Annotated in this window: 17 protein-coding genes; 10 read left to right on the top strand and 7 right to left on the bottom strand. The window is 38.0% G+C overall.

All coding sequences use genetic code 11. The features are described from left to right. Nucleotides 1–127 precede the first annotated feature (127 nt). The 6 genes from udk to HX062_RS08880 all read left to right on the top strand — a co-directional run bounded on the left by udk (nt 128) and on the right by HX062_RS08880 (nt 5,937). The gene (gene udk / locus HX062_RS08905) at nt 128–736 is read left to right on the top strand and encodes a uridine kinase (RefSeq protein WP_182628207.1); all 609 of its coding nucleotides are present in this window, start codon (nt 128–130) and stop codon (nt 734–736) included. Between the two features lie 42 nt (nt 737–778). Continuing rightward, a complete protein-coding gene (locus HX062_RS08900) occupies nt 779–1,084 on the top strand; it encodes an FtsB family cell division protein (RefSeq protein WP_255492456.1) in 306 nt (101 codons plus the stop codon). 21 nt (nt 1,085–1,105) lie between these two features. Then, entirely contained in the window at nt 1,106–2,467 is a 1,362-nt protein-coding gene (locus tag HX062_RS08895; RefSeq protein WP_286467150.1) for a methylmalonyl-CoA mutase family protein, read from the top strand. Between the two features lie 11 nt (nt 2,468–2,478). Further along, complete coding sequence (locus HX062_RS08890; RefSeq protein ID WP_286467149.1) at nt 2,479–3,885, top strand: methylmalonyl-CoA mutase family protein; 1,407 nt, start codon at nt 2,479–2,481, stop codon at nt 3,883–3,885. Nucleotides 3,886–4,009: 124 nt separating this feature from the next. Continuing rightward, complete coding sequence (locus tag HX062_RS08885) at nt 4,010–5,257, top strand: DEAD/DEAH box helicase (RefSeq protein ID WP_182628203.1); 1,248 nt, start codon at nt 4,010–4,012, stop codon at nt 5,255–5,257. A gap of 20 nt (nt 5,258–5,277) precedes the next feature. Further along, nucleotides 5,278–5,937 carry a SanA/YdcF family protein gene (locus HX062_RS08880; RefSeq protein WP_286467148.1) on the top strand — a complete coding sequence of 220 codons (660 nt, stop codon included), beginning with the start codon at nt 5,278–5,280 and terminating at the stop codon, nt 5,935–5,937. Between the two features lie 41 nt (nt 5,938–5,978). On the opposite strand, the gene feoB is transcribed toward HX062_RS08880, so the two are convergent. From feoB to recR, 3 genes are all read right to left on the bottom strand, one after another. Then, nucleotides 5,979–8,162: a ferrous iron transport protein B gene (gene feoB, locus HX062_RS08875; protein ID WP_286467147.1), complete on the bottom strand. Its 2,184-nt coding sequence runs from the start codon at nt 8,160–8,162 to the stop codon at nt 5,979–5,981. 21 nt (nt 8,163–8,183) lie between these two features. After that, nucleotides 8,184–8,417, bottom strand: coding sequence for a FeoA family protein (locus tag HX062_RS08870; protein WP_182628200.1), 234 nt, complete (start codon nt 8,415–8,417; stop codon nt 8,184–8,186). Between the two features lie 194 nt (nt 8,418–8,611). Then, nucleotides 8,612–9,232, bottom strand: coding sequence for a recombination mediator RecR (recR, locus tag HX062_RS08865; protein ID WP_182628199.1), 621 nt, complete (start codon nt 9,230–9,232; stop codon nt 8,612–8,614). A gap of 195 nt (nt 9,233–9,427) precedes the next feature. Here recR and HX062_RS08860 point away from each other — a divergent pair, with 195 nt between their 5' ends. Continuing rightward, a complete protein-coding gene (locus tag HX062_RS08860; RefSeq protein WP_286467146.1) occupies nt 9,428–10,927 on the top strand; it encodes a sodium:solute symporter in 1,500 nt (499 codons plus the stop codon). Here HX062_RS08860 and HX062_RS08855 read toward each other — a convergent pair. Then, the gene (locus tag HX062_RS08855; RefSeq protein ID WP_286467145.1) at nt 10,904–11,263 is read right to left on the bottom strand and encodes a CoA-binding protein; all 360 of its coding nucleotides are present in this window, start codon (nt 11,261–11,263) and stop codon (nt 10,904–10,906) included. The genes HX062_RS08860 and HX062_RS08855 overlap by 24 nt on opposite strands. 165 nt (nt 11,264–11,428) lie before the next feature. On the opposite strand from HX062_RS08855, the gene HX062_RS08850 reads away from it, so the two are divergent. From HX062_RS08850 to HX062_RS08840, 3 genes are all read left to right on the top strand, one after another. Then, a complete protein-coding gene (locus tag HX062_RS08850) occupies nt 11,429–12,115 on the top strand; it encodes an OmpW/AlkL family protein (RefSeq protein WP_182628196.1) in 687 nt (228 codons plus the stop codon). A 110-nt stretch (nt 12,116–12,225) separates the two neighbouring features. After that, nucleotides 12,226–13,557, top strand: a complete 1,332-nt coding sequence (locus HX062_RS08845; RefSeq protein ID WP_286467144.1) for an MATE family efflux transporter — start codon at nt 12,226–12,228, stop codon at nt 13,555–13,557. Nucleotides 13,558–13,665: 108 nt separating this feature from the next. Further along, on the top strand, nt 13,666–15,651 hold the full coding sequence (locus HX062_RS08840) for a heavy metal translocating P-type ATPase (protein WP_286467143.1): 1,986 nt from the start codon (nt 13,666–13,668) through the stop codon (nt 15,649–15,651). A gap of 214 nt (nt 15,652–15,865) precedes the next feature. Here the strand turns inward: HX062_RS08840 and HX062_RS08835 are convergent, their stop codons facing one another. The 3 genes from HX062_RS08835 to HX062_RS08825 form a co-directional block, all read right to left on the bottom strand. Further along, nucleotides 15,866–16,468, bottom strand: coding sequence for a hypothetical protein (locus HX062_RS08835; RefSeq protein WP_182628193.1), 603 nt, complete (start codon nt 16,466–16,468; stop codon nt 15,866–15,868). Beyond that, nucleotides 16,458–16,889 carry an RNA polymerase sigma factor gene (locus tag HX062_RS08830; RefSeq protein WP_430530113.1) on the bottom strand — a complete coding sequence of 144 codons (432 nt, stop codon included), beginning with the start codon at nt 16,887–16,889 and terminating at the stop codon, nt 16,458–16,460. Before HX062_RS08830 ends, HX062_RS08835 begins: the two co-directional genes overlap by 11 nt. 86 nt (nt 16,890–16,975) lie before the next feature. Beyond that, entirely contained in the window at nt 16,976–17,827 is an 852-nt protein-coding gene (locus tag HX062_RS08825; RefSeq protein WP_286467141.1) for a TraB/GumN family protein, read from the bottom strand. Nucleotides 17,828–17,987: the final 160 nt, after the last annotated feature.

The raw sequence follows: 17,987 nt of genomic DNA, 5'->3' as shown, positions 1-17,987 counted from the left end.
CATCGAATAATCCAACATAATCCTTCTTTTACCTCCTGCTTAAAAAGCCTTAACAACGTCCTAAAACCAAAAAATGTTTTTCCCCTCTTTGATTAATTTCTATTTTTGCTAAAAATTAAAAGCACACATGTTAATTATTGGAATTGCAGGAGGAACAGGAAGTGGAAAAACGACCGTTGTTCACCAAATCATGAACGAACTCCCTGAAACAGAAGTTGGTATCATATCCCAAGACTCATATTACAAGGCGACAGACAACCTTAGTTTAGAGGAAAGAACCTTAATCAACTTTGATCATCCGAGGTCAATCGACTTTGATCTCTTGGTACAACACCTCAAGGAGTTAAAGGAAGGAAGTAGCGTGAATCAACCCGTTTATTCTTTTGTAAAACACAATAGAACTGACGACTATATACTGACGCATCCCAGAAAAGTAATGATTGTCGAGGGAATCCTCATCTTGTGTAACCCTGAACTGCGTGAATTATGCGATATTAAAATCTTTGTTCACGCCGATTCTGATGAGCGCTTGATCCGCCGCTTGAAACGCGATATTGCTGAACGAGGTCGCGATATGATCGAGGTTTTAAATCGCTATCAAAACACCTTAAAACCGATGCACGATCAATTTATTGAACCATCAAAAGCCTATGCGGATATCATTATTCCAAATGACACCTACAATACAGTAGCAATTGATATTGTTCGTACTGTAATTAACGAGAAAATAGGTTAACTTTATCCCATATAAATAATAATGCCAATGGATTCTAAAAGTATGCTTCGCAAATTACGATACATCCGAATAGTAAAAAACCCGTTTTTTTTAATAACCATTGGTTTTATTGTTTGGATTGTATTTTTTGATAGCTATTCGCTTATCGAACATCGTGCCATTGATCAGGAAATTGATAAAATGGAAGGAAAAAGAGACTACTTTCAAAATGAAATTGACAAGGATAAGCAATCCATCAGAAACTTGAAAGATGGAGACGCAATCGAGAAATACGCAAGAGAAAAATATTATATGAAACGAGATAATGAAGATATTTTTATTATTGAATTTGATACCTTATCTTCCTAGTAAACCTGATATTATAGTACTATGAATCATCTACTTTTCGAAGAATTTAATTCCATTCCTGCCAAGCAATGGAAAAATAAAATTCAATACGAACTACATGGAGCCGATTACAATGAAACGCTAGTTTGGGAAAGTTTAGAAGGAATTAAAGTACGTCCGTTCTATCACAGAGATGAAAGTCAGACGATTCCCGTTTCTACGCAGAACTCTCAATGGCAAATAGTTCAAGCCATCTATATACAAGAAATAGACAAATCCATTCTCAATGCAAAGACATCTTTGCAAAAGGGTACGGAAGTGCTTTATTTTACACTGGTAAATCCAACACTTGATGTTACCCAACTCTTAGGAGCTTTGCCCAAAGACAAAACCTATTTGTTGCGCTGTCTCTTTTTAGATCATGCCTATATTGAAAACCTAGCTCATTGGGCCAGGGAACAGCAATACACCCTACACCTGTTGACTGATCCTATTCATCAATTGATCACATCAGGAAACTGGTTTCACAACCTCAATACCGATTTCAATATCCTGAATGCTTTAACACAGCAATATTCCAACGTTAACCTGACGATTGATACCAAAGCATATCAACAAGCAGGCGCTACGATTGTTCAACAAATTGCTTATGCTTGCACTCACTTCAATGAATATTTGTCGAGAGTTAAAACCGTACAACAACCCATTTTTATTGAGGTTTCCGTTGGTTCGAATTACTTTTTTGAAATTGCCAAGCACAAAGTACTTCGCTTGTTATTCGATTTAATTGCAAGTGAATACAACTATACCGACCTAACTGTTAGAATAATAAGCACACCGACCAAGCGAAACAAAACGCTTTATGGTGCTACAGTCAATGCCTTGCGCACAACCACTGAATGCATGAGTGCTGTTTTAGGAGGTGCAGATTTTGTATGCAACTTACCCTATGATGCCTTATACAGAAAAGAGAATTACGCTAGCCAACAAATCGCTAGAAATCAACTTCTTTCTTTAAAAAAACACAGTCATTTTCACGCGGTAGACAACCCAACAGAAGGCGCTTACTACATCGAAGAGCTCACCAAGCAACTTGCTGAAAAGGCGTTGGACATCATTAAGCAGATTGAACAAGCCGATGGATTAATTACCTCTTTTCATCAAGGGACAATCCAGCGCAAAATAGCGGAATCTGACCAGAAAGAACAAGATTGGTTCCATGCGCAAAGAGAAATACTCGTCGGTACAAATTTACAGGCTAATCCCAACGAGAAAATACAAGAGCAATTGGAGCTCTTCCCTTTTGTCAAGCAAAAACCACGCAAAACACTACTTGCACCATTGATAGAAAAACGCCTAGCAGAAAGCTACGAACAACATAGATTAACAGAGGAAAACAACTAAGATTATTCGTTATGAAAAGAAAGGATTTACAACATTTGAAAATAGATTCTACTCTATTCGAAACACAATCAGATTCCACTGTAACAACAACGGTTGAGGGAATTGCTATTCAAAAAAAATACAGCAAACAAACAACTAAAGCTATAGAAGATATCGATTTTGCCGCAGGATTTGCTCCTTTCGTCAGAGGAATCTCTCCTTTAATGCATGTACAGCACCCTTGGCAAATCAATCAAGTGCCCCAAAGCGCAACCTTAGAAAAATGCAATCAAGTTTATCGCAATCAGATAAACCAAGGACAAAGGGAAATTACGCTTATTTCGCCTGCAAAATCATCTAGGACAAATCCACAGCCGACCATCTCTTCCCTTGAAGATATGAAAGTGCTCCTTGCCCAACTTCCGTTGGATGAAATTACGGTATCCCTATATTCATCAGACACCATCATCCCCTTGTTAGCATGCTTTATAGCCGCAGCACAAGAATTGGGATTTGAAGACTCACATATAACAGGACATCTCCACTATGATGTGTTGTTGCCCATCCTAACCACCAACGGTGCTTATTCTTTTGAAAAAGCGACTAAGGTAGTGACTGATACCATCAGCTATCTGCACCAGCATCACCCCAAATTTAACAGCTTATCGCTTTCCAATAAAGCGTTAAAAGTATTCAATCTCTCTGCGGAGGAGGAATTAGCCTACAGCCTAACCTTAGGAATTGATCTACTTCAAAAAGCAAGTAAACAACAAATTCCGGTTAATTATATAGCGACACATCTTTCGTATGCGTGGATCTTAGGTTCCGATCACTTTGTGGAGATCGCCAAGATGAGAGCTGCAAGGGGAATCTGGTCAACTTTACTTCGCCCCTTTAACCTCAAGGATGAACAAGCCTTAGCCTTACCCATTCGCACCCAAACCTCAGACATAGACCTCCAAACTACCGAGCCTATGGATACCTTAGCATGTGCAACCATAGAAGCTACCGCGGCTGTATTTGGAGGAACTCAAGCCCTTTATTTACAACTACCTCCAACTGCATCAACAACTCTAACGGCAGGGCAAATGCAGCGTTTTCTCATGGAAGAAATTAAGAGTTGTAAAACGATTGACCCATGGGCAGGAAGCTATTATGTAGAAAAACTCACTTTGGATCTCGTTGAAAAAACAATAAACCTCCTTCCTTCTCTAACAGAGCGAGGCGGTATTCAATCGGTACTTGCCGCGCGTATTCAAGCAAAAGCAAACGAGCATGGCCCAATACCTTCTATTCCCCTGCGTAAAGAAGTAGCAGGCGCTTTAGCGAAACTCACTCACAGTGTTCAGACAAAAGGAGAAAATGTATTAGCCTCAGCCATTGAAGCAGCTAAAGTAGGAGCAACGCTAGATGCAATTCATCAAGCACTCCTACACTAATTCTTTATCACATCAAAACACTCATTAACAAGGTATTAAAAATACAAGAGAAGGCTTTTTTTAGCTGTTTTCCATAAATTGACTTCAAATCGCTTACCTTTGTCTGATAATATATGTATAGGTTATGACATTTGAAGATTTACAACTGAATAAAAATATTTTACGAGCCCTTGAGGAATTGGAGTATCAAACCCCTACACCTATTCAACAACAAGTGATTCCCTTAGTTTTACAAGAAAAGGACGTCATTGGTTGTGCACAAACGGGAACGGGAAAAACAGCTGCTTTTGCGATGCCGATTCTCCATTATTTACACCGATTAGGCAATACGAAACGCACTAAAAAAGCTCGTGTATTGGTCGTAACCCCAACGCGAGAATTAGCACAACAAATCGCTGATAACTTCACCCAATATGCCAAATACACCAACGCAACCCTGATGACCATTTACGGTGGTGTTTCAAGTAAACCTCAAATTGAACAATTAAACAAAGGTGCAGATATCATCATTGGTACGCCAGGACGACTTTTGGATCTATACAAGCAAAAACAACTCGACTTAGATCACCTTCACTTTTTGGTGCTGGATGAAGCGGATTTAATGCTGGATATGGGATTCATTGACGATGTAAAAAAACTAATTCAAGTTACTCCCGATACCAGACAAACCTTGTTGTTCTCAGCAACCATGCCGTTGCCTATCCGAGAACTAGCTCATACCTTCCTCAAACAACCCCAATACGTAGCTGTAGATGCAATTTCATCGAGTGCAAAAACAGTAAAACAACAGGTGTATTTTGTAGAAAAAGGAGAGAAGAAAAAATTGTTGTACCACCTCATTCGCAATCAAAAACTAAGTGATGTACTGGTCTTCACCCGTACAAAACACGGTGCGGATTCTGTAGTAGAAGCCTTACAAAAAAATGGTGTTCAGGCCGCAGCCTTTCACGGAGATAAATCACAAAACCTTAGACAAGAAGCCTTAGACAGTTTCAAAAATAAAGAAACAAAAGTCTTGGTTGCCACTGATATTGCAGCTCGTGGAATCGATATTGATTCCCTTCCTGTGGTGATTAATTTTGATTTACCTAACATTCCTGAAACTTTTGTACACCGAATTGGACGTACAGGAAGAGCGGGCAATGAAGGTCTAGCAATTTCCTTTTGTGACAAATCAGAAAAAACGTATTGGGAAGCCATTGTAAAATTTACGCGTACGCAACCGAAAACTGTTTCTGATCATCCCTATCCATGGAAAGAAGAACCGAAAAAAGGAGAAGCAGCGCCCAAGAAAGATTATCGAAATAAGGCGAAAAATCCCAATGCCCGTAAATCCGAAAACGCAAAGAAAAATAAAAAGCGTTGGTATTAATGCCCTTTTAATCCAATAGCATGAAAAAAACAATCTACTGTATCGGAATTCTCTGTATCCTCCTATTTGTTTGCATATGGGGAGCCAATATACGCGTGGCATCTAGCACAGGCGCACAGCTCTTTGATACTGTTGAACAGATTCCACACAACAAAGTGGGACTTGTTTTAGGGACTTCGAAATACCTTGGTTCTGGTCAACTCAATTACTATTTTACCTATCGCATAGAAGCTGCTGCAAAGCTCTATCACGCAGGAAAAATTGATTTTGTAGTAGTAAGTGGCGACAACAGTCAAGAGAATTACAACGAACCCAAAGACATGGAAGAAGCACTGATCGAACGCGGAGTACCCAAAGATCACATTTATTTGGATTACGCGGGATTACGCACCTTGGACTCTGTTTATCGCATGAAAGCCATTTTTAACGAAGAGGCCTTTACCATCATTTCCCAACCCTTCCACAACGAAAGAGCAGTGTTTATCGCCAATCACTTGGAATTGCAGACGGTTGGATTTAACGCCCAAGATGTAACCCGAAAGTATGGATTTAAAACCCTATTACGTGAAAAATTTGCACGAGTGAAAGTAATACTAGACAATTTAACGAATAAAAAACCAAAATATCTAGGTCCTCAAATTCTTATTGGCATAGGACTAAAACAAGAAAAAGTCGAGTAATTACTCGACTTTTTCTTGTTTATATTGCTTCTCTCTTCCATTTATGAAGTGAACAAATACCATATTTGAGTGACGGTAAAACAAACAATCAAACCAAATATAATTGGTAAAACTGAAGCTACAGTTGTCCATTTCACACTATGTGTTTCTTTGTAAATAGTGTAAATTGTTGTACTACACGGATTGTGTAGTAAACTGAATAACATCAGGTTAATTCCCGTAAGGGTGGTCCATCCTGCCGCTTGTAAAATCGTAGCAATTTCTCCATCCGACACTTCAAACATAACCCCTGCTCCTTGACCAATTGCTGCATCCCCCAATACCATGGCTGTTAACATTAATATAGTAGGTATTACAATTTCATTAGCTGGAATGGCTACTATATAAGCCAGTAAGATTACCCCATTCAATCCAATAAGCAAGGCAAAAGGATTTAAGCCATCAATTAGCCAAAGGGCGATGCTCTTATCTGCGATGTCAATATTACACACCAACCAGATAATTGCCCCTGCGGGTGCAGCAAAAACAACAGCACGCCACAATACGATTAAGGTTCTATCAATCAAAGAGGTATATACCGTTTGCCATACTTTCGGAGGACGGTATGGTGGTAATTCTAAGGTAAAAAAGGATGATTCTCCTTTTAGCATGGTCTTAGAAAGCATCCAAGAGGTAAAGAAGGTAAATGCAATCCCCAATACTACGATACCCACAACAGCTAATGTTGACACAGTATTAGCTAAATACTTAGGCACTAATGCGCCAATAAAAATCGTAGCCATTAAAATTTGCGTTGGCCAACGTCCGTTACACAGCGAGAAGTTATTGGTAATAATAGCAATTAACTTTTCACGAGGACTGTTGATAATACGCGTAGCAACTACACCAGCAGCATTACAACCAAAGCCCATACTCATGGTCAAGGCTTGTTTTCCGTGGGCACCCGCTCCTTTAAAAATACGGTCGAGATTAAAAGCCACACGGGGTAGATAGCCAAAATCTTCCAGTAGAGTAAACAGTGGAAAAAAGATAGCCATAGGCGGCAACATCACAGCAATAACCCAAGCTGTTGCCAAATACACACCATCAATTAAAAACCCACTCAACCACCAAGGAAATTGCAACGTGCTAGCCCCTTCTTTCAAAAAGGGATACAACTGTTCCAATAAAAGGTAGGACAATGCACTAGAAGGATAATTTGATCCGATGATTGTCAACCATAGAATTCCTCCAAGCATCACAAGCATTAAGGGAAAACCCCAACGTTTACTTGTTACCACTCGATCAATAGTACGATCGATGCGGAAAGCGCGTTGCTTATCATCCGCCTCTACTCTACCTTCTACAATTTTTGATACTTGTGAAAAAATAGCAGCTGCTACATTATCAGAATAATCCAATCCTAAGGTTTCTTGGTATTTTTTAGCTTTTTCAATGATGGGACGTACTTGATCTATAGTAATTCCTTCAGACAATGCTCCACTTAGTAAAGCCGTTTCTATACTAGGGTCTTGCTGAATTAAGCGCATAGCAATCCAAGAAACACTAGGCATATGTGGATCTAGCGCTAATAAGTCTGCGGCAATAGTTTGTACAGCTTTTCGAGAATCTCCAGAAATTCCAGTAATGCTCTTTTGTTCGGCTACAAATGTTCCTCTTGCCACTTGATCAATTGCGTGGAGTAAATCGGTGATTCCCTCTTTATTTCGAGCTGAAGTTGGAATCACAGGAACCCCTAAATCACGGGATAAACCGCGGACGTCAATTTCAATACCGTGACGTTTGGCTTCGTCCATTAAATTCAAACAGACCACTACTTTGGTTGTAATTTCCTGAATTTGAACAACCAAACTCAAGTGGCGTTCCAATCGTCCTGCATCCACGACTACTACGGTAACATCGGGTTCACCAAATAAAATATAATCACGAGCCACTTCCTCATCTTCAGAAGTGGACATTAACGAATATGTCCCGGGTAGATCAATCAAACGATACGTTTGATCACTATACGAGAAACTACCTTCAGCACGGGTAACCGTTTTTCCTGGCCAATTTCCTGTATGTTGTTTTAACCCTGTTAAGGCATTAAATATTGTGCTTTTTCCCGTGTTTGGATTTCCTGCTAAAGCAACTGCATAATCGTATTTTCCCGAAAGATTACCGAGTTTTTTTAAATCTGCCGCTTTATTCAAATCACATAGTTCACAGGCTGAATTTGTGCTCATACGCTGTCCTTTCTTCAAAATTTATTTCTTCGTTTCTAGTAAGACCATCTTAGCATCCTCTTTGCGCAAAGAAATAATAGTGTTGTATATCAAATAGGCTACCGGATCTTTCAAGGGACTAATACTGTGCACTGCAATAGTGGCTCCAGCGACAAATCCCAAATCTAAAAATCGCTGATGCACTTCTCTTGGACAATCTTTTGATATGCCCTTGATAATGCCTTTATTTCCCATTTTTAAATCCGATAAATTCATTTGTCTATTTTTGTTTAGATGTACAAAATTACAAAATTAGACAAGCCTAACAATAATTTTAGCGTAATTTATAGTTTTTAACTACAACTAATGACGAGCTTGAGCCATCACAGCACAATAAAAGTCGCTATTCATCAGCCTTTCCTCTTGCTACACCATCTTCATAAAAAAGGTAAGCACAGGACCTCAAGGCCTTAAATCGCTTTAAATGCGTTTTCAAATGGCACGCGATGCACTAAACTACGACCTAAAGTTACTTCATCAGCATATTCTAGCTCATCGCCAACGGCAATTCCACGTGCGATAGTAGACGTAATAACATCGCAATCTTTGATCTGTTTGTAAATGTAGAAATTGGTAGTATCTCCATCCATCGTTGAACTCAAGGCAAAAATTAGTTCTTTAACAGTGCCGTTTTTTACCTTATCAACAAGGGATTGAATATTCAATTGACTTGGGCCAACACCATCAATAGGCGAAATTTTACCACCTAATACGTGATAGATGCCTTTATATAATTGGGTATTTTCCAATGCCATGACATCGCGCACATCCTCCACAACACAAATTACTTGTGGATCGCGAGATGGATTCGCACAGATTTCACAGATTTCTGCATCGGAAATATTATAACAACTGTTACAATAATTAATTTCTTGACGCATCTTATCCAATGCCTGAACCAATCGCGAAGTCTGTTCTTCGGGTTGTTTTAATAAATGTAAGGCCAATCGCAAAGCAGTGCGTTTACCAATTCCAGGTAGCTGAGAAATTTCTTCTACTGCTTTTTCTAATAATTTTGAAGGGAAATCCATGGGGCAAAGATATAAAATATACAACTATTTTCCACGTTTTATGTGATGCCCAACGGGAGTATTTATCACCTATATCCTGTTAATTCTCTGATCCAAAAGCAAAAAACACAGCTTCATTTCACCTGGAGAAATAGACGTGTATTACTAAAATTTACTTACTTTTGATTTTATACAAATGCAAAACAAACTTGTGCAATGACGCCACTAACTATTATTCTCATTATCGCTGTTTACTTCGGAATACTAATTGCTATTTCTCGCTTAACCAGCAACAAAGACAGTAGTAATGATGCGTTTTTTAGTGCAAATAAAAATGCTACTTGGTACTTAGTCGCTTTTGGCATGATTGGAACCGCCCTTTCTGGGGTAACATTTATCTCGGTTCCTGGTGAAGTGGGTTCGCCCAACGGAGAACAATTTAAGTATTTTCAATTCATTTTGGGAAATGCAGTGGGATTTATTATTACTGCTTCCGTTTTGCTCCCGTTGTATTACAAGTATAACTTAGTTTCGATATATACCTATATCGAAAAAAAAATGGGCGTGTACAGCTATAAAAGCGCTGCCTCTATATTCTTGTTGAGTCGAACGATTGGATCTGCCTTTCGCCTCTATCTTGTCGTCATTGTTTTACAACGCTATGTATTTGATTTCTTTGGCATTCCATTCTTTGCAACTGTACTGATTGCCTTGTTACTAATTTATGCCTATACGTATAAAGGAGGATTAAAAACCATCATCATTACCGATTCTCTACAAACGTTTTTCTTGGTAAGCTCCGTGATATTAACGATCATATTTATTTGTCATCAACTCGACTTATCTGCTATTCAAGCCTTTGAAGCAGTAAAGGAAAGCAATTATTCCAAAGTTTTCTTCTTTGAAGATTTTATGGGGAGTCGCTACCATTTTGTCAAGCAATTCTTGGGTGGGATTTTCGTTACGATTGCTATGGTTGGACTAGACCAGGATTTGATGCAAAAAAACTTGAGTTGTAAAAATATCAAAGAAGCACAAAAAAACATGTACTCATTCACGGGAATCTTTGTGCTGGTCAATTTATTGTTTTTGGGTATTGGTGCCTTGTTGTACATCTACGCCAATAACCAAGGAATCGAGGTCCCTTTAGATGCAGTAACGCAAAAACCCAGAACAGATTTACTATTTCCCGAAATAGCCTTTAATCACTTATCCCTATTTCCTGCACTAGTATTTTTATTGGGCTTAACCGCTGCTACATTTGCGACAACGGATTCCGCTCTAACTGCCTTGACTACATCTTTTTGCATAGATTTCCTCCACATGGATAAACAAAAAGACTCCCCTGCAAACGTCTGGAAGAGAAAAGTGGTTCACTTCGGTTTTTCGATTCTCATGTTTTTGGTTATTATTTTATTCAATGCCATTAACGATGCCTCTGTTGTTAGTATGATTTTTAAAATCGCTTCCTATACGTATGGTCCATTATTGGGACTATTTAGCTTTGCTATTTTCTTTAAAAACAGACAAGTAAAGGACAAATATGTGCCTTATATCTGCTTGCTTGCCCCTTTTATTACGCTTTGGTTTAGCAATCACTCTAGCGACTTATTAAACGGATATGTGTTTGACAATGAACTAATCATTGTCAATGCATTAATTACGCTCCTATTACTTTGGAGTAGTAGCCGATCAAAATTGATTCGTACGGAGTAAGACTAAGGTACAAGCCTCTTCGTATCCGATATTGTTCTTTATCAATTGCTTGTAAAAAGCTGGATTCTCTGTACCTGGGTTAAAAATAACGCGTTGGGGTTGCAGTTGAATAATGTATTCATAAAATGCTTCCTGTCGTTGTGGATTGAGATATAAGGTCACCGTGTCTATGTCGGAATAAGCATTCAAATCCGTATGAATCTCCACATCTGCTACTTTTCCTGCACGTAAACCATGAGCCTCTACCGGATGACCATATTCTCGCAACATGCGAATCGCTTGGTTGGAATAGCGCTCTTCTTTCAAAGAAGCACCTAATACTACTGTCTTTTTCATCTTTTTAGTCTTATCTTTAAATATAATAAATTATCTTAAATAAAACAAATTCACTAGTAGTTTCAAATATTATCTAAACAAAAATATAACACAATGATAAAAATCATGTTTTTATATTAAAAAAATAGATACATTTGTTAAAGTATAATTGTAATACAGATAACTATGAAAAAGCTATTTCTATCATTATTAGGAGCTGTTTTATTAATGGGTAATACAGCAACTGCTCAAGAAACACCACAAGAGAAAGACTCTTACAAATGGCAAGTACGCCTAAGAGGTGTGGGAGTAATTCCTCACAATAGAGCTGACATCAGCACGATTGGAGGACAAATAGATGTGAATAACAACTTTATTCCAGAGCTTGACTTTACGTATTTCTTTACAGAAAACTTGGCTGCCGAGTTAATCTTAGGTACTTCAAGACACACCGTAGGAACCTTAGGTTCTGATTTAACTGCAGTAGACAAAGGTTCCAACGCTAATGTAGACTTAGGAAGTGTATGGTTGCTACCACCTACGTTAATGGTACAATACCACTATCCAGTAACAAGTAACTTCAAACCATATGTAGGGGTTGGGGTAAACTACACGATTTTCTACAATGAAAAATCGGGAACAGCAAAGGACATTTCATATGACAATAAATTTGGTTGGGGATACCAATTTGGATTTGACATCGACATCACGGATAAATTCTTTATCAACGTTGACTTCAAAAAATTATTCTTGAAAACAGACGTAACAGTTGATGCAACCAATCTTAACCCTACTGGTGAACAACTAAATATACCAGCAAAAGTTAAAATTGACCCTATGTTAATTGGTTTTGGTGTAGGTATGCGTTTTTAATTATTTAATTGATTTTTTCATAAAATGTTCCTAGTGCTTGCATTAGGAACATTTTTTTTGTGCTGTGATTTTGTCGATCTTTGGATTTTCCTTACCTAGAAATAAATCATATGGATCAGCCAATTACTTTTAAAGGGATAAATAAACTTGCAATACCCGCCATTTTTTCTGGCATCTCGGAATCAATTATCACGCTTACGGATATTGCTATTGTGGGTAATTTAAAAGATAATAGCGTAGAAGCCCTAGGAGCGGTAGGATTAGTGGGTTCCTTTTTATCGGCTATTATATGGGTTGTTGCCCAAACCAAAACATCGTTATCGGCAACTGTTTCGCAGCATTATGGTTCTAAGCGCTTATTGGTGATTAAAACATTAATTCCGCAAGCCATTTTGTTTAATTTCACGCTAAGCCTTTTGCTGTTCCTAACGACAACTTTTTTTGTGCACGAAATTTTTACTGCTTATAATGCAGAAGGTTTACTCTTGACCTATGCCAAAGAGTACTACCTGATTCGAGCTTGGGGATTTCCCTTAACGCTTATCACCTTTGCTTTATATGGTGTGTTTAGAGGTTTACAAAATACCATTTGGGCAATGAAGTGCAGTTTAACAGGAGCCGCACTTAATGTCATACTCACCTACATACTCGTCTATGGAATCGAAGGTATTATTCCTGCCTATCACATCAAAGGAGCCGCCTATGCTAGTGTTGTAGCTCAATCGGTGATGCTAATTATGGCTTTTTACTACTTTTTCAAGTATACCCCATTTAGCATGCGATTGAGTAAAAATATCAATCCTACGTTGAAGCCCTTCATTATCATGAGCTTTAACTTTATCATCCGAACAGCAACCCTCAATGTTGCCATTTACTTGGCCAACGCCTATGCCACTGGATATGGAAAAAACTTTATAGCCGCTCAAAGCATATTGATGAATATTTGGTTATTTTTCTCTTTCTTTATCGATGGTTATGCCACCGCAGGTAATGCCATGTCTGGAAAATTACTAGGTGAAAAGAACTATACCGCACTTTGGAAAATGAGCAAAGCCATCAGCAAATATGCCATTCTTATCTCCCTTATTTTAATTGGGATTTGCTTCGCATTCTACGAGCAAATTGGTCTATTGTTCAACCAAGATCCCGAGGTTATTCGCGTGTTTACTTCTGTATTCTGGATTATTTTACTGGTACAACCTATCAACTCACTCGCTTATATCTATGACGGAATTTTTAAGGGAATGGGAGATGCAAAATTCTTGCGCAACAACCTGATATTCGCTACCTTTTGTGGCTTCTTGCCTACTTTATTGGTCTTCGATTATCTAGGCTTTCAACTGTATAGCGTTTGGATCGCTTTTGCGATATGGATGTGCTGCAGAAGTTTCCCATTGATGTACATTTTCAAGAAAAACTATGTGAATAAAGGACAACGCTAACCTTCATAACCGTTAACCAAAAATGTAGCAGTGTTGCAAACATGTCTCATGCCTATTTATATTGTACAGAAGTACTTAACTTTGTATCTAGAATTAATATAAATAGGTATGATACATCAAGATAAAGACAGCTGTTGCAATTCAAAACTAGAATTCAACAAAAAACCAACCCCTGAACATAACCATGGGGATCACGATCACGATCACGATGACCACGATCACAATCACGGTGATATGAATAGCAAGTACACAATTGGTTTTAGTGTGCTCTTATTCTTTTTGGGTGTACTCTTTGCCAATGTGCTCAAAGCTGATTGGTTTATCAACAATCCCACCTTGCGCATTCTGTGGTATGTAGCGGCCTATGTTCCAGTAGGTTTTCCCGTTTTAAAAGAAGCGTTTTCAATGATGCTTAAAAAGGATTTCTTCAATGAATTTTCCTTAATGGGTATTGCTACTTTAGGGGCGTTTGCTATTGGTGAATATCCAGAAGCTGTTGCTGTGATGCTCTTTTACACCGTTGGAGAGCTCTTTCAAGAATCTGCGGTAAACAAAGCCAAAGGCAATATCAAAGCCCTTTTAGACATCCGTCCTAATGAAGCTAACGTATTCAGAAATAACGCTTTTACAATTGTAAATCCCGAGGAAGTAGCGATTGGAGAGCGCATTCAGGTAAAAGTTGGAGAAAAAATCCCATTAGATGGAGAGTTACTTTCTGATAAAGGAAGCTTTAACACTTCAGCATTAACAGGGGAGAGCAAACCATCTACGTATAAAAAAAGAGATATTGTCCTTACGGGAATGATCAACTTAGAACAGGTAATTGAAGTTCGCACAACAAAATTATACCAAGATAGTTCCTTGGCAAAAATATTAGAAATGGTACAAGAAGCAAGTGCTCGTAAAGCACCTACAGAATTGTATATTCGCAAATTTGCCAAAGTTTACACCCCTATTGTATTCTTTTTAGCCGTATTACTCACTTTTGTTCCCTATCTATTTTTGGGAGATGGTTATGTCTTTACACAATGGTTAGAGCGCGCCTTAGTCTTCTTGGTCATCTCATGCCCTTGTGCATTGGTTATTTCAGTTCCACTAGGTTATTTTGGTGGTATTGGCGCCGCTTCAAGAAATGGAATCTTGTTCAAAGGATCTAACTTTTTGGAACTCATGGCGAAATTGGATATTGTAGTCATGGATAAAACCGGTACATTAACAGCGGGTGTATTCAAAGTACAAAAAGTAGAGACAACCCATCCACAAGATGAATTTGTTCAGCTTGTATCAGCCATTGAAAAACAATCGACTCACCCTATTGCCAAAGCGATTGTAGAGGCTTACCCTACTGCGTTAGTTGCAGAAAATGTTAGAGAAATTTCGGGTAAAGGTTTGGCTGGCCTGATTAACAACCAAGAAATTCTCGTTGGAAATACGGCTTTACTTGAACAACATACTATTGATTTTCCAGCTGAGATTAACGACATTGTAGAGAGTATAGTTGTTGTTGCCATTAATCAGACATACGCAGGTTATATCACCATTGCGGATCAGATCAAAGAAGATGCCCATGAAGCTATTCGCCTTATGAAGCATATGGGGGTACAAAAAACAGTAATGTTAAGTGGAGATAAAAATACCATTACGCAAAAAGTGGCCAAAGAAACAGGTATTGATTTTGCTCTAGGTGGACTATTACCTGAGGGAAAAGTAGAACAAGTTGAAAAACTCAAAAAAGAAAATCCTACTAGTTCAATAGCCTTTGTAGGAGATGGAATTAATGATGCTCCTGTACTTGCATTAAGTGATGTAGGTATTGCGATGGGAGGACTAGGAAGTGATGCTGCAATTGAAACGGCCGACGTTGTCATACAAACTGATCAGCCATCAAAGGTAGCTACCGCCATTCACATTGGAAAAGAAACGCGCAAAATCGTCATTCAAAATATAACCTTTGCCTTAGTCGTAAAAATTATCGTTTTAATTCTTGGTGCAGGTGGAATTGCTAGTATGTGGGAAGCAGTTTTTGCAGATGTTGGAGTAGCTTTACTCGCGATCTTAAATGCAGTTCGAATCCAAAAAATGAAATTTATCTAATTACAAAAAGTCCTTACATGATTGGACAACTTTACATGCCCCGAAAAGATAGACACTTTTTGGGGCATTTTTTATGCTTGTTTATACGCAACAAAGCCTCCAATTATCACTCCTATCAGAAATAGCTTAAAAGCAAAGCGGATAAGGTCTCTGCTACAAATATTTAGTTGTTCTTTTCTCATTCTACTACATATTATTAATAAAGAATAGCTTCTTATTCATCTGCAACTGTCTTAAATTGGTCTAGCGTTTCTTTTATCTGTTTGAGATAACGTCCATACAGCCTTTTAATCCACAACCTACAAATAAAAAAAACAGAAGCAGAAGAAAGAATCAAAAACACCAAAAAGTACCATTTAGTAAAGAGCAAATTGATTTTATTCAAAGGAATTTTAGTAAAAAAGGGAATAAAAAACAGGACAAATGGAGCCAAGGAAAAACAAAAATTCTCATACAATTGGACATACATTCGGGTTTGAAAATACACTTCATATAAACTATCTCTTGAATTCATCTCAAAAGTACTCGACGAGCGATAAAACAAGGCCATCTTAATAATATAATAAAAAGATACAAAAGCAAATAAAATGTAAATCCCATAAAAGAAAAACCACTTGTCTTCAGGCATGGCATGCAATTGAGGAAAAAAAGCAATCCCAATCACGGCGGAAGTTTGTAGTATAATATCCTGTAAGGTATTCTTGCGAATGCGATCTAGGGGCAATCGACTTTTAGAGGTCAATAGCGTCTCTTCAGTCACTTTTTCTGCTTGAATCGATTGATTATTCCACGATTTTTTTATCTCATCAAAATTCATATCCTTTTCGTTTTATTATGTCTTGTAATTTATTTTTTGTTCGATTTAATCTTACCCGAGCGTTTCCTTCAGAAATTCCGAGATTATTTGCGATTTCGAGATGGGAAAAACCCTCTAAAAACAAAAAGATTAGCGCTTTTTCCACATCGTTGAGTTCATGAATAGCCCCATAGAGATACTTTAGTTGTTCTTCTACTTCAAAACTAGCTTCCTCCAATTGAAACTGATGCTTCTCGTTGTCTAGGCGAGTCGTCGACTTGGCTCTTATACTATTTTTTTTAAAATACGTAATTGCCGTATTGATACAAACCCGATACATCCAAGTGGAGAATTGACTAGCCCCTAAGAAGTTAGTATAAGACTTCCAAAGCTGACAAATCATTTCTTGATACAAATCCTCCTGATCTGCTTTAGTGTCCATATAAAGCCTAGATACTTTAAATAAAATACCTTTATGGACGTTAATCCGTTCTAAAAATTCTTGTTCTAATTTGATCTGCACGGGTTTTAGTTTAAAATTGCTTGAACAGTAAACCCCTTTTCCTTAAGCAAGGCTATTACACCGGCTTCGCCCGCTAGATGTCCAGCTCCCACGGCGAATAAAGTAGAAGCTGTAGGCATGATATGCACCATCTTTTCTATCCACATGCGATTGCGGTTGTCAAGCAATAAGCGTTTGCCCTCACTGGATAATGATTTAGGATCAATCGCCATGCGATAAAGCGCTTCTATATCTTCTTGATTGAAAGCATTGACCATGCTTTCGAAATCCATTGCAGCACTCTCTTTTTCTTTCAATTGAGCGAGAACTTCTTTGGCAGAATAAATGCGATTAGTGAGGTCAATTTGATCTTTAAAACGCTCTAATCCCAAGATATTTTTATTCTTATCCAATCCTAATTGTAGGATCGCCATATCGTAACCAGCAATAGCACAAGGAATATTTTTTGTAGCTAACATGCCCATCAGCAAAAAGGGAGGCATGTGATCGACATCGGATGCATCCATGCCATACTTACTTTGCAACAAAGTTCGAAATTCAATTTGCTCAGATTCTGAAAGTTGAGAAGATAAGGTAGTTGAAGAAACCAGTAAGTCTTGTAAGCTCAGCAATTCATTAGGATCTACTAGATTTACCTCTAAGGCAATTTGCTCCACTGCTTCGATAGCAGTCAAGACTTTCTCAGAAACCCGCAAATCAGTTTCACAAAGTAAATGAAAGGTACCCAAGAGATAAGAAGATTCTTTTAATCCATTGCCAGAAATCTCCCAAAGATTAGATTTATCAGTTGTGTTTTGAGCAGAACTAGCTACGAAATTAAAAACTAAAAAGTAAGTAAGAAATAGTAAATGCCTCATTTAATTCAAATTATTTGGTATCTATAGAGTTAGTATACAAAATACAAAAACGTTACAACTTTATTTTGTACGGTTTATCTCACCTAGTTTATATTTTGTTTTGGTGCTCGATGAATCTACGATTTGTTCTTTGCGCGGTTTGTTAGTTGCGCGGTTCGCG

The organism is Myroides sp. DF42-4-2 (assembly GCF_030326445.1).
GTDB lineage: Bacteria > Bacteroidota > Bacteroidia > Flavobacteriales > Flavobacteriaceae > Flavobacterium.
The sequence above is the reverse complement of the archived record's forward strand: the minus strand, read 5'-3'. Positions and strand labels throughout refer to the sequence as shown.